We start from the raw sequence: 12,544 nt of genomic DNA on the forward strand, positions 1-12,544 counted from the left end.
CACTTTAATTCGTATAAGAATGATGCTTGAAGAACTGAAACAAATAGCGCTTGATCAAAATCAAAAATTGATCACTGAATACCCCAGACAGGAAGGACATGGGGGGCTACTGTTTCTTGGGCAACATTACGCTTCCAGCAATATTCTTTTTTTAGGTCTGGCACCATTAATTGATGATGACAGCGAGTTCAATGCGAATCCGTTAAACAGCAATATATTGCTTGAGGGGCCTTCCAAGCGCCGTTATTTCAGGAATGCTTCTTTTGCGTTTAAGCAGAATGAACAGTTACAACATAAACTGGAAAAGGCAACTTTCTGTTATTGCAGCCCCTTTAAAACCAAAAAATGGACAGAACTGTCATTATCAAGGCAGAACCTGTTTCTGGAGCATTCACGCCCAATTCTCAATACCATTGTGGAACAGTGTCAGCCAGAGTTTCTGATTGTTTCAGGGCAGGAAACCGTTGATATCCTGTCAGGCTACTTTGGCGATATATTTACCGACTTTAATGAAATTGAGAATGTGGATATGGATCGCTCTCATCGCTGGACTGAGTACCTTTTCAAAATTAATGGCCGTCCTTCTGTCCTGATAAAAGCGCCTAACTTTTCTTATGCCTCTAACAAGGAAAAGTTATTCCATCTCAGTAACTGGCTGCTTGAAAAAATCAGCCGGTCACCTTACCGCTAAACTGATTGCTGAACCTATTGCCGAACAAGAGTTAACGACCTCTTCTCTTTTCAGTACTACCTCGGTTGCATCCTTATGCCGCCATCAAGCCGTATACATTCACCATTAAGATAATCATTCTCCACCATGAATTGAGCGAGGTGAGCGACTTCCTCAGGCTTGCCCAACCGTTTTGGATTCAGCACACTCTCTGACAATGATTCAATAAACTCCGGAGACAACGAATCAAACAGAGGTGTTTTAATCAGGCCCGGCACAATAGTATTGCAGCGGATTCTCAGGCTGGCAAGATCCCTCGCAACCGGCAAGGTCAGACCGGCAACACCTGCCTTGGATGCACTATACGCTGCTTGTCCCATCTGCCCCTCAAATGCTGCAACAGAGGCTGTGTTGATAATCACGCCACGACCACTTTCCTCAGATACCAGCTGATTGCAAGCCATTTTTTCAGCGACAAGTCGCATAACGTTAAAGGTGCCTATCAGGTTAATATCAATGACTTTCCTGAACTGGTCCAGAGGAAAAGCGCCTTGTTTTCCAACGGTTCTGGCGGCATCCGCCACACCGGCAAAATTGCAACATATATGAATCTGTCCGAATTCCTTGCTGGTGGTATCGACCCCTGATTGCACGGATGCCTCATCCGTCACATCGACCGGGCAAAATATGGCAGCACTGCCCAGCTCCTCCAGTAAAGCTTCTGCTTTTTCACGATTGACATCGAAGACCGCTACATGAGCGCCACCGGCAACAAAACGACGGGCGGTTGCTGCCCCAATGCCGGAAGCGCCACCACTGATAATGGCTACTTTATTCTTTAGTTCCACAACGTTGCCTTCTTATTAAGTGACTATTTTAATAACGAGTTTAATGACTATTTGAGTGCCTGGAGAATACTGGAAAAATCCAGTCGGCCATGACCTTTCTTTTTATGAGCCATATAAAGATTCCGGGCGGCGCTCCCCATGGGAACCGCTGAACTGCTTTCTAAAGCAGCGGACATTGCCAGTCCAAGGTCTTTTACCATCAGGTCCACCATAAAACCGGGCTGATACTGGTGACTGGAAGGCACAGTATCCATGACGCCCGGATAAGGGTTATACATTTCCAGCGCCCAGTTTTTACCCGAACTGGCCAGCATTATGTTCGACAGAACTTTGGGATCAAGTCCGTTATCAACACCCAGTTGTAACGCTTCAGCGGTGCCAGTCATTAATACTGACAGCAGCATGTTGTTACAGATTTTAGCGGTCTGACCTGCTCCGGCAGGACCCGCATGAAACAGGTTTTTACCCATATCTGCCAAAACCGGCTTTGCACGATTAAATGCTTTCTCTGTGCCTCCGCACATAAAGCTCAGGGTGCCAGCTTTCGCAGCGGCAACACCACCCGATACCGGGGCATCAATCATATCAAGCCCCTGTTCCGATGCAGCGCTGGCGACCTTTTTGGCGGTTTGAGCGTCAATGGTGCTGGAATCAATAATAAGAGGCGACCCTTCAAGGCAGGCTAAAAGACCACTGTCTCCCAGATAAACCATTTCCACATGCCGACCCGCAGGCAGCATGGTCATCACAAACTCTGCGCCAGCTGTTGCCGCCAGTGCGCTGTCTGCTGTCTTAGCCCCCTGTTCAGCCAATTCCTGCACCAGTTCACTGACCAGGTCAAAAACCGTTACTTCATGACCTGCTTTAAGAAGATTGGCAGCCATGGGGCCACCCATATTTCCCAGGCCGATAAAAGCAACCTTTGCCATGATAGTTATCCTTTCAGTTCGTAATTGGTTCAGGCGTTTTTCCAGTGTGGCTGGCGTTTCTCAAGGAATGCCTTAACGCCTTCTTTCTGGTCCTCAGTCTCAAACAGATCAAGGAAACGCTCCCGCTCTTCTGGCAGAGCTGCGGCAATGGCTACATCTCTGGCATGATGTATAAGCTGTTTGCAGTGCGCCACTGCTATCGGGCTCTGTTCTGCCACCTTCGCTGCCAGTTCAAGCGCACTGTCTCTGGCCTTGCCGGTGGCAACCACCTCTTCAACGAGCCCAATTCGTTCACCCTGCTGAGCCCCTATACGTTCACCGCACAATATCATGCGCTTTGCCCAGCCCTCCCCGACAAGCCATGGCAGGCGCTGGGTTCCTCCAGCGGCGGGCAGAAGCCCTACCTTCGCTTCCGGCAACGCCATCTGGGCCTGTTCTTCGGCGATACGAATGTCGCAGGCCAGGGCCACTTCGAGTCCTCCGCCCATGGCAAAGCCATTAATGGCGGCGATGGATACACCCCGAAATGCCGCCAGTGCCTCAAAGGCTTTACCAAATGCTCTGGCCATATCCAGGGCAGCCGCCTTGTCACCAGAAGAGTCACCAGAAGCAAACAGTTTCAGGTCAGCGCCTGCAGAGAAAAACTTGTCCCCGGCTCCGGTGATGACCAGGGCATAAATGCTACGGTCATCGTTAAGTTTTTCCACCAGCGTACAAAGCCCCTGAAGATTTTCCAGATCCCAGGTATTAGCACCCGGATTGTCCAGAGTGATCAGGGCTGTATGGTCAATGATGTCCAGTTTAAGCTTGGCAGTCGTACTCTCAATCATCGCACTCGCAATCATCGTGTTCTCACTCCTCAACCCGCAATCTTTTAATCATCGTATTAGCTCAGCCACATCATCCATTAATAAACGACGGCTAATGATCATTCGCATGATTTCATTCGTGCCTTCAAGTATCTGATGCACCCTGGTATCCCTGACAAACCTCTCCAGAGGGTATTCACGGATATAACCATAACCGCCATGAATCTGTAGTGCTTCATTGCAGATGTTAAAGCAGAGATCGGTCGCCAGTCGTTTAGCCATTGAACAGTAAACGCCAGCCTCTGGCTCATTGTTATCGAGTTTCCAGGCTGCCAGTCTGACCATCTGCCTCGCTGCCACCAGTTCTGTCGCCATATCCGCAAGCTTGAACTGTGTCACCTGAAACTCAGCTATTGACTGCCCGAACTGTTCACGATCTCTGCTGTAGGTAATGGCATGATTAAGAGCAGCCTGAGCAGTACCCACCGAACAGCTCGCAATGTTTATACGACCACCGTCCAGTGCCTCCATGGCCATTTTAAACCCTTGCCCCTCTGCCCCAAGTCGGTTGCCGACAGGAACTTTTACATCATCAAAAGTTATCTGTCGTGTAGGCTGACAGTGCCAGCCCATCTTGTCTTCTGCTTTGCCGTAATGAATATTAGCGCTATCCGCCGGAATAGCCAGAGCCGTGATACCTTTAGGCCCTTTACCTCCGGTTCTAACCATCACTATCAGAATATCCGTTGCCCCGGCACCACTGATAAAGACTTTGCTGCCATTGACCACATAATGACCATCAACGATTTTGGCAGAGGTGGTCAGCGACGCCGCATCAGAACCTGATCCTGGTTCAGTTAAGCAGTAAGACGCCAGTTTTTGACCTGAAGTCAGTTCTGCCCCCCACTGATCGAGTAATTCCTGACGACCATAGCGACCGATCATATTGGTCGCCATATTGTGAATGGTCATAAAAGCAGTGGTAGAAGTGCATCCCTGCGCCAGTTCTTCGAAAATCAGGCTGGCATCAAGCCTGGAAAGATTCAGTCCGCCGGTTTCCTCCGGTGCATACAGCGACATAAAGCCAAGATCACCTGCCTGCCTGAAAACCTCCACAGGAAAAATATGATCTCTGTCCCAAAGCGCCGCACCCGGTGCCAGAACATCATTGGAAAATGCCCTGGCAGTACTGACAAAAGCCTGTTGGTCATCACTAAGCGAAAAATCCATAGTCCCTCCCACATTGATCGATTTGGAAAGTTTTTTATAGACCTTTTTATAGCTATTTTTATGGCTATTTCAGGTGAATGGTGAGATTCGGCTGGTCGGATGCCTCTTCTTCGTTATATACCCAGCGGGTTGTGATTGTTTTGGTTTCGGTATAAAAGCGCACCGCCTGCTTGCCGTAGGCGTGCAGATCCCCCATAAATGAACCTTTCCAGCCAGTGAAGGAGAAAAATGGCAGAGGCACAGGAATCGGCACATTAATACCCACCTGCCCCACTTCAATCTCATGCTGATATTTCCGGGCCGCACCACCAGAGCGGGTGAAAATAGACGTTCCATTACCGTAAGGATTGCGGTTTACCAGCTGGATCGCGGCTTCCAGCGAGTCAACGCAGACGCAGCACAGCACCGGGCCAAATATCTCCTGCTGATAAATAGCCATTTCCGGTGTAACGTCAGTGAACAGTGTCGGTCCTACCCAGTTGCCATCGGGCAAGCTCTCTACCTCACAATCACTGCCATCCAGCAGACAGGTGGCCTCATGCTTTCCCTGTTGAATTAAATCAACAATTCGCGCTTTTGCTGCTTTGCTGATTACCGGTCCAAAGGCTGCTTCTGTATCATCCCAGGCTCCTGGACGCAGGGTACTGAGTTTGTCCGCCAGTTCCGGAATCCACGCCTTGCTTTGGCCAACAAACACGGCAACACTGATCGCCATACAACGTTGACCCGCAGCGCCTACTGAAGCACCAACGAGTTGGTTCAGTGCTTGCCCTTTGTCAGCATCGGGCATAATGACACAGTGATTTTTAGCGCCCGCCATGCACTGCACCCGCTTCATGTGGGAGGTTCCTGTTTTGTAAATGGACTGCGCCACTGCGGCAGAGCCGACAAAAGAAATTGCCCTGGTGTCCGGATGTTCCAGCAACTGTTCAACCTGTTTCTGCCCGCCATGAACCAGCTGTACCACACCGTCCGGAATACCGGCTTTAACCAGTAGTTCCAGCAAACGTACCGGTGTCAACGGCACTTGTTCACTGGGTTTAAGGATAAAGGTATTGCCACAGGCCACAGCCAGAGGAAACATCCACAGGGGAATCATTGCCGGAAAGTTAAAAGGAGTAATACCAACGCACACGCCCAGTGGCTGAAGGTAACTACTGGTGTCAATGCCTCCGGCAACATTCCCGACGGTTTCTCCCATCAGCTGGGCGGGAATATTAGCAGCCTGCTCAACCACTTCTATGCCTCGCCAGACATCGCCTTTCGCATCTTCAAAGGTCTTGCCGGTATCTTTTGCCAGCAGTTCAGCCAGCTCATCATGGTGTTCTTTAAGCAGTGCCTGATAACGCATCATCAGCCGTGCGCGTTCAGGAACCGGAGTTTCTTTCCAGGACTGAAAAGCCTGTTTGGCACCGGCTACCGCCTGTTCTATTTCTGTATCGGTGGCCATGGGCAACTCTGCCAGTAGCTCCTGGGTAGCAGGATTAATCACAGGTTGAGTTATCGTTGAAGCAGACGTTACAAAGTGACCGTTGATAAACAGAGGAACCTGATAAGCCATGAAGCACCCGATATTTTGTGTTTTATAGATCAAAGATAACAGACAGTTTCGGTGTACTACTATAGCCGAGATGAAATATAGCGGAGATAAAATCACATGCGAAAACACTATCGAAAGAGTGAGTAGGTGCGACTATTACCTTATAAGTAATACTAATGAGTCAGAAGCCAAAAATCTGTGTAGAGTCAGCATGCAACACAGGTTTGTATGACTCTTGGCAGAATGGATAGAAATGAAAGTACGGACTCAGTAGCAAGTCCTGAGCAGTATGCAGAAGTTGACTTTATGCTGCATTCACCCATCTATCGGCAGACCATAGAGCCTATCGAATCCTGGCCTCTTCCTGAACAGAACAATTGCACGTTCGACTTCAAACTAAAGCCGGGGCAGAGCTTCCAACATATCGCATTCAACTCAATACTTACGTTGATTGGCCAATGGTTTGCCAGCGAGCAAATCTACTGCGTACACCTGAAAATCCGGTTCCCCGATGATGACTCTGATCACGCAATTGATATCAGGGTCATGGATACACAGTTCAGGCGTATAAAGTTTTATTCTGATAATGGTGCTTATCTGCCGGACACCCTGCGTTACTATCAGGAAGCTCATAAAAGTCAGGTGCTGGATCTGTACTTACACAACAGTGGTTGTTTCTGGATCGAGCTGCATCCGGAACAGGCGACACATCGCTGAGTTCTCACGGTATTAACTGCTCATTGCAGATAACAGCTGTTCCATATCAACGTGTTCTTCAATGGCATCGGCAATCCGGTTAATACCCTTTTCACGGATTTGCTCATAGTCGGGAATGTCGATGTCCTGTTTGCCTGCCCAGCGCAAAATAGCTTTGCAGGCTTCAGCATGATCAAAAATACCATGCAGATAGGAACCAAATATCTGTTGATCTTCTGACAGCACGCCATCCACATGCTGTTCCAGCTGAATCAGCGGTTGCCCCAGTGCTGTACCGGATGTGTCTCCTGCATGGATTTCATAGCCGGTTACTCTCACGGCAGGTTGATCCGGAAAGCTCAGTTCTCCTGATACACGACGCAACTGTTTTTCTTTAGTAATGGTCGTTTCCAGATCCAGTAGACCAAAACCTGCTGAGCTTCCGGGCTCCCCTTCAACGCCTTCCGGGTCATGTACCCAATGACCCAGCATCTGGTAACCGCCACAAATCCCCATGACTTTACCACCGTAACGAAGATGTTTGAGCAGATCGTCGTCCCACCCATTGTCCCGAATAAACGCCAGATCGGTACGAGTGCTTTTACTACCGGGCAGAATGACCAGATCACAGGCTGGCAGCGCCTGACCTTTTCTGACAAAGCGGATATCAATCTCAGGATGAAGACGCAGTACATCAAAATCCGTATGGTTACTCATACGACTAATGACGGGTATTGCAATCACCAGCTTGTCTTTGCTGCGGTTGCTGAGTTGCTGTTCAGCGACAGCGTCTTCCGCTTCCAGATGAAGGCCGTGCAGATAGGGTAATACCCCCAGAACAGGTTTTCCCAACGCTTTCTCCAACCACTCCAGACCTGAATAAAGCAGTTTAATATCCCCCCGGAATCGGTTGATAATAAAGCCTTTTACTCTCTGTTGTTCTGACGCGGAAAGGAGTTTGTATGTACCGTAGAGATGGGCAAAAACGCCACCACGGTCAATATCCGAAACAATAATAACCGGACAGTCAGCGGTCTCAGCAAACCCCATATTGGCAACATCATTTTCCCGCAGATTAATTTCTGCTGGACTGCCTGCACCTTCCACGACAACTGCCTGATAACTGGTTTGCAGGCGCTCATAGGAAGAGAGGATAGCCTTCAGGACTTTAGGTTTGAACTCGTGGTAAGTAACAGCATTCATTTCACCAATGGCGCGTCCATTGACGATCACCTGGGCACCGATATCTGAATTCGGCTTTAACAATACCGGGTTCATATCTGAGTGAGGCTCAATACCGCTGGCTTGAGCTTGAACCGCCTGGGCTCGACCAATTTCACCACCATCAATGGTTACGGCACTGTTCAGCGCCATATTCTGAGGCTTAAAGGGCGCAACACGAATACCGCGCCGACTCAGTACCCGGCACAGACCTGCCGCAATAACGCTTTTACCGGCATCAGACGTAGTTCCCTGAACCATCAGGCTAAGTGATGGCAGAGCTTGTGGCTGCGGTGATAAATGTGATGATGTTTGTGAGGAGGATAGCGACATGAAAGATAACTGCTCTGGAAGAATATTAAAGAATCAGCAAATTATCTAACACCGTTGCTATAACGGAAATAGAAAAAAGACAGGTATTTTGTAAAAACGAAAGGGGAAGATAGAAAATGGAGGCGAGTACCGGAGTCGAACCGGTCTACGTGGATTTGCAATCCAGTGCATAACCGCTTTGCTAACTCGCCTTATGAGGGCGTCATTTAGATAGAACATCTAAATGGCTGAAAACAGAAAGTGGAGGCGAGTACCGGAGTCGAACCGGTCTACGTGGATTTGCAATCCAGTGCATAACCGCTTTGCTAACTCGCCCTGTCGTCCCTGACGCGTTTACAATGCTATCGATCTGCTTTAAAAAAGCAAGAACTCGTTTTAAAACAGTGCCTTGCGAACGCGGCGCTATAGTATGTAAAACTTAACCGGTATGCAAGTTTTTTGCCGTTTTCTTTATCGTGCTCTTTATCGCCATCTTTACCGTCCGAGGGGCCAGGCCATCCGTTCAGGTTCAAGTATTTCTTCAATTTGGGCTTCCGTCAGTAGTCCTTTTTCCCGGATAAGTTCAACCAGGCCTTTACCGGTTTTTAAAGCTTCAGCGGCCAGAGCGGTTGAGGGCTTATAACCTAGAACCGGAACCAGTGCAGTCACCACGCCAACGCTGTGATCAACATAATGCCTGCATTTTTCATGGTTGGCAGTAATATCCTGGATACAATTGTTTCTTAACGTAGATGAACCATTCATCATCATCCGAATCGATTCCAGTACTGAAGCGGCTATAACGGGCTCCATAACATTCAATTGCAACTGCGCAGCCTGAGCCGCCATGCTGACGGCAAGATCATTGCCCATTATCTTGAAACAGACCTGGTTAATCACTTCAGGAATCACCGGATTCACCTTGCCCGGCATAATAGACGAGCCGGGCTGACGCTCGGGTAAATTAATCTCACTAAAACCGGAACGTGGCCCTGACGCCATAAGGCGCAAATCGTTACAGACTTTAATGAGTTTAATAGCAAGGCTGCGAAGGTGTGCCGAGTAAGTGACAAACCCCTGGGTATCTGATGTTGCTTCCACCAGGTTCAGCGCCAGCTCGAATGGGAAACCCGTTTCTTTGCGCAGGTACTCTACGACTTTGTCAGAATAGCCTGATGGGGCGTTCAGGCCGGTACCGACAGCCGTGCCACCCATATTAATGTGTAGCAGCATTCTGGCACCTGTTTCCAAACCAGCAATTTCGCCCTCTATGGTTAAAGCAAAAGCTTCAAACTCCTGACCCAGCGTCATGGGGACGGCGTCCTGGAGATGAGTGCGGCCCATTTTCAGAACGTCTTCAAACTCCTGTCCTTTGGCACGGAATGCAGCCACCAGTCGTTTCAGTTCTGCCAGTAGTCTCTGGTTACTGGTCAGCATGGTCAGTTTCAGTGCGGTCGGGTAAACGTCGTTGGTCGACTGGGAAGCATTGACATCGTCGTTTGGTCGGCAGTACTCGTAGTCACCTTTTTCATGCCCCATTAACTCAAGCGCCCGATTAGCAATGACCTCGTTAACATTCATATTGGTTGAAGTCCCTGCTCCACCCTGAATAACATCCACTGAAAACTGTTCGAGCCATTTTCCCTGAATAATTTCATGGGCTGCTGCTTCAATGCCTTCGCACACATCATTGCTGATTACACCACAGTCACGGTTAGCTTTAGCGGCTGCAATTTTCACCAAGGCAAAAGAGGCAATAAAGTCTGGATAAAGGGAGATGGGAATTCCGGAAATCTGGAAGTTATCCATAGCCCTTGCGGTTTGAATACCGAAGTAGGCATCAGCCGGTACTTCTTTATCACCCAGCAGGTCTTTTTCCATACGGGTATTGCCAGGCAACAGTTCCAGCGATGCCCGAGTGCCGCGCGGTGCAAGTCGGGTCATACGCACCAGCAAGTCATCAATGACCTGACCATAGACTCGGATTTTCAGAGCGTCATCGCTGTCGAGCATCTCCCGAAGCTTTTCACCATCTGCCACCAGGCTGTCTACGGTTGTTTTGGCGATAGCTGTAGTAAAATAGTCTGCATCCCCCAACAGCACGCCTTCACCAAGAACGTCGTCCGGGCCATAGGTGATCAATGGCTGATTTCCTTCCCTCAGTTGCAGTATTTCTACGCTTCCGGACTGGATAAGCACCAACTGGTCACGGCGGGTGCCCTCTTTATGAATCACCTCTCCTGCGGCAAAACGCTTTACTGAAAATAGCCTGGCAGCCTGTTCTGCCTGTTCAGTTTCAAGCTCCTGAAGAAGCGGTATTTTAGAGATAATCTCTGCTACTGTGCTCATTCGGATAGACCTGTAGATCGTGGAGTAGAGCCCACTGATAACCATAGGGCGAGGGAGAGTCATTCATCATAAGTCGTATTTTGATGAACGCTTCTTAACGACAGTGAGACGCTAGCCAGCCATTAGCATTTTAGACAGATTTGAAAGATACGCCTTAAAGTTAAGGCTGTTATGTGACGAAGGAGCAGAAACTGAGAAACAGTGTAAATGCAGCCGCAAACAGCGAGTAGGTGTTTATACCGGTTTACTTAAGCAGGCTTTATACCCTATTGTGGAAAAACACACCGTTACTTATAGGAAATGTAAATGTTGTCAGGTTTTGCCATGCGTCTTGAAAAAGCTTCTTCCGAAGCTCGCATTGCCGCACCTGTCATTCTAGTCATTTCCGTTGTGCTACTAGCAATTAGCAACTAGCTGACGGTGTAATTTTTCTGTCAGCATAGCTGGCGGAAGAAAGCTTACCCTCCCCTTACTTCTCCCTCGCCAGCTCCTGAAAGAATCCATTTTAAATCAGAGTCAGGACTGCCCATGGCACACTCAACCGACAATAAAGCATTAGGCTTTAAAGACACTATCGTTATCGGCATGATGACGTTTGCACTGTTTCTCGGTGCAGGAAACGTGATCTTCCCAGCCGCCCTTGGACTCGAGGCCGGAACCAACCTGCTGCCAACCATGGCTGGCTTTCTTTTTACTGCTGTCGGACTGCCTGCCTTTATTATGGTTGCTCTGGGTATGGTGGGAAAAGCCTGCCAGTTCACCGCACCACTTACAGGTGGTTTAGGTCGTGCATTCTGGGTGTCGCTGTTTATTGCCATTGGCCCTGCTTTTGCCATGCCCCGTGCCGTGACTGTTGCTTACGAAATGGGTCTGCGCCCGTTTGTGGAAGGCGACTATCTGCTGCCTTTTACCATTGTCTTTTCCCTGGTTATCTTGTTCCTGACGTATAATTCACAAAAGCTGGTGGACTGGATTGGTAAACTGATGACTCCGGCCATGATTGCCATACTGGCAGCGATTAGCGTGGCAGCACTGTTATTCCCATTAGGCAGCATTGCAGAACCAGTCAATCAACTGGCTATCACACCCGTCACCGAAGGTATGATGCAGGGTTATATGACCATGGACGCCCTGGGTGCTGTTGGTTATGGCTGGGTTATCATGCAGGCCATCAACAGCAGGGGTGTTACTTCTTCCGCTCAGGTTGCAAAATCGACGATGCATATCGCCATGATTTACTCAGTGTTGATGGGTGGATGCTACCTTGCGCTGAGTTATGTTGGCGCAACCGCCAATACTATTGCCCAGGGAGCTACCAACGGTGGTGAAATTTTAAGCCTGTACGTTTATGAAATTTTTGGTGGTTTCGGTCAGTTGTTGCTGGCGGCCATTATGATTCTCGCCTGCCTGAGTACGGCCGTTGGTGTAGCCCAGGCTAATGCTGAGTATTTCAGCTCAACCTTCAAAGTGAATCAGACAAAAGTCGCGCTTGTGGTGGTGATTGTAAACTGCTTCATCGCTAACTTCGGCTTGGATCAGATCATCACCTTTAGTTTGCCAGGCATACTGATTCTGTGTCCTGTCGCCCTTGCCCTGGTATTGGCGTCAGTTGTATCTCACCATTTCCCACAGGTAAAACCGGCACATAACGCCGCAATGATTCTGACTCTGGTTTTTGGCACCATTGACGCAATGAGTATTATTGGAGTTATTCCCGCCTCTCTGGACAGCTTTTTTGCAGCGAATTTGCCACTTTATACGGCACACACCAGCTGGTTAATTCCATGCGTTACTGCCATCGTGGTACAGAGTCTGATATCTGTACTGACAGGATCTGCCACTAAAGCCCCTGAAGCAATCTGATTCGATAGACGACCACAGCCTCTGTCTGGTCAGAGGCTGTTTTTAAACAATGGACTATTACCCGCAAAGCGACCACA

At 48.9% G+C, this 12,544-nt stretch carries 10 protein-coding genes and 2 tRNA genes; 3 read left to right on the plus strand and 9 right to left on the minus strand.

All coding sequences use genetic code 11. The features are described from left to right. Window positions 1-19 precede the first annotated feature (19 nt). Entirely contained in the window at window positions 20-691 is a 672-nt protein-coding gene (locus NX720_RS24055) for a hypothetical protein (protein ID WP_262598071.1), read from the plus strand. A 56-nt stretch (window positions 692-747) separates the two neighbouring features. Here the strand turns inward: NX720_RS24055 and NX720_RS24060 are convergent, their stop codons facing one another. The 5 genes from NX720_RS24060 to NX720_RS24080 form a co-directional block, all read right to left on the minus strand. Beyond that, the gene (locus NX720_RS24060) at window positions 748-1,518 is read right to left on the minus strand and encodes an SDR family oxidoreductase (protein ID WP_262598072.1); all 771 of its coding nucleotides are present in this window, start codon (window positions 1,516-1,518) and stop codon (window positions 748-750) included. Between the two features lie 47 nt (window positions 1,519-1,565). Beyond that, window positions 1,566-2,447 carry a 3-hydroxyisobutyrate dehydrogenase gene (mmsB, locus tag NX720_RS24065; RefSeq protein ID WP_262598073.1) on the minus strand — a complete coding sequence of 294 codons (882 nt, stop codon included), beginning with the start codon at window positions 2,445-2,447 and terminating at the stop codon, window positions 1,566-1,568. A gap of 29 nt (window positions 2,448-2,476) precedes the next feature. Next, window positions 2,477-3,292: an enoyl-CoA hydratase gene (locus tag NX720_RS24070; RefSeq protein ID WP_262598075.1), complete on the minus strand. Its 816-nt coding sequence runs from the start codon at window positions 3,290-3,292 to the stop codon at window positions 2,477-2,479. Between the two features lie 33 nt (window positions 3,293-3,325). Next, window positions 3,326-4,486 (minus strand): acyl-CoA dehydrogenase family protein, encoded by a 1,161-nt coding sequence (locus NX720_RS24075; protein WP_262598077.1) that lies wholly within the window; start codon window positions 4,484-4,486, stop codon window positions 3,326-3,328. Between the two features lie 64 nt (window positions 4,487-4,550). After that, the gene (locus NX720_RS24080) at window positions 4,551-6,047 is read right to left on the minus strand and encodes a CoA-acylating methylmalonate-semialdehyde dehydrogenase (protein WP_262598078.1); all 1,497 of its coding nucleotides are present in this window, start codon (window positions 6,045-6,047) and stop codon (window positions 4,551-4,553) included. A 285-nt stretch (window positions 6,048-6,332) separates the two neighbouring features. Here NX720_RS24080 and NX720_RS24085 point away from each other — a divergent pair, with 285 nt between their 5' ends. Continuing rightward, on the plus strand, window positions 6,333-6,743 hold the full coding sequence (locus NX720_RS24085) for a hypothetical protein (RefSeq protein ID WP_262598079.1): 411 nt from the start codon (window positions 6,333-6,335) through the stop codon (window positions 6,741-6,743). Window positions 6,744-6,755: 12 nt separating this feature from the next. On the opposite strand, the gene NX720_RS24090 is transcribed toward NX720_RS24085, so the two are convergent. The 4 genes from NX720_RS24090 to NX720_RS24105 all read right to left on the minus strand — a co-directional run bounded on the left by NX720_RS24090 (window position 6,756) and on the right by NX720_RS24105 (window position 10,604). After that, the gene (locus NX720_RS24090; RefSeq protein ID WP_262598081.1) at window positions 6,756-8,204 is read right to left on the minus strand and encodes a cobyric acid synthase; all 1,449 of its coding nucleotides are present in this window, start codon (window positions 8,202-8,204) and stop codon (window positions 6,756-6,758) included. A 189-nt stretch (window positions 8,205-8,393) separates the two neighbouring features. Then, window positions 8,394-8,467, minus strand: a tRNA-Cys gene (locus NX720_RS24095). Between the two features lie 50 nt (window positions 8,468-8,517). Continuing rightward, a tRNA-Cys gene (locus tag NX720_RS24100) sits at window positions 8,518-8,591 on the minus strand. A 159-nt stretch (window positions 8,592-8,750) separates the two neighbouring features. Then, window positions 8,751-10,604: an aspartate ammonia-lyase gene (locus NX720_RS24105; RefSeq protein ID WP_404831030.1), complete on the minus strand. Its 1,854-nt coding sequence runs from the start codon at window positions 10,602-10,604 to the stop codon at window positions 8,751-8,753. A 528-nt stretch (window positions 10,605-11,132) separates the two neighbouring features. Between NX720_RS24105 and brnQ the strand changes: the two genes are divergently transcribed. Next, window positions 11,133-12,467 carry a branched-chain amino acid transport system II carrier protein gene (gene brnQ, locus NX720_RS24115; protein WP_262598082.1) on the plus strand — a complete coding sequence of 445 codons (1,335 nt, stop codon included), beginning with the start codon at window positions 11,133-11,135 and terminating at the stop codon, window positions 12,465-12,467. The last annotated feature ends 77 nt before the right edge of the window (window positions 12,468-12,544 follow it).

The organism is Endozoicomonas euniceicola (assembly GCF_025562755.1).
Classification (GTDB): domain Bacteria; phylum Pseudomonadota; class Gammaproteobacteria; order Pseudomonadales; family Endozoicomonadaceae; genus Endozoicomonas_A; species Endozoicomonas_A euniceicola.

Bases quoted from the DNA above. Each gene is read 5' to 3' on its own strand.
- brnQ (WP_262598082.1), top strand. From the start codon at position 11,133: ATGGCACACTCAACCGACAATAAAGCATTAGGCTTTAAAGACACTATC.
- NX720_RS24105 (WP_404831030.1), bottom strand. From the start codon at position 10,604: ATGAGCACAGTAGCAGAGATTATCTCTAAAATACCGCTTCTTCAGGAG.
- NX720_RS24090 (WP_262598081.1), bottom strand. From the start codon at position 8,204: ATGGTTCAGGGAACTACGTCTGATGCCGGTAAAAGCGTTATTGCGGCA.
- mmsB (WP_262598073.1), bottom strand. From the start codon at position 2,447: ATGGCAAAGGTTGCTTTTATCGGCCTGGGAAATATGGGTGGCCCCATG.
- NX720_RS24085 (WP_262598079.1), top strand. From the start codon at position 6,333: ATGCTGCATTCACCCATCTATCGGCAGACCATAGAGCCTATCGAATCC.
- NX720_RS24080 (WP_262598078.1), bottom strand. From the start codon at position 6,047: ATGGCTTATCAGGTTCCTCTGTTTATCAACGGTCACTTTGTAACGTCT.
- NX720_RS24070 (WP_262598075.1), bottom strand. From the start codon at position 3,292: ATGATTGCGAGTGCGATGATTGAGAGTACGACTGCCAAGCTTAAACTG.
- NX720_RS24055 (WP_262598071.1), top strand. From the start codon at position 20: ATGATGCTTGAAGAACTGAAACAAATAGCGCTTGATCAAAATCAAAAA.
- NX720_RS24075 (WP_262598077.1), bottom strand. From the start codon at position 4,486: ATGGATTTTTCGCTTAGTGATGACCAACAGGCTTTTGTCAGTACTGCC.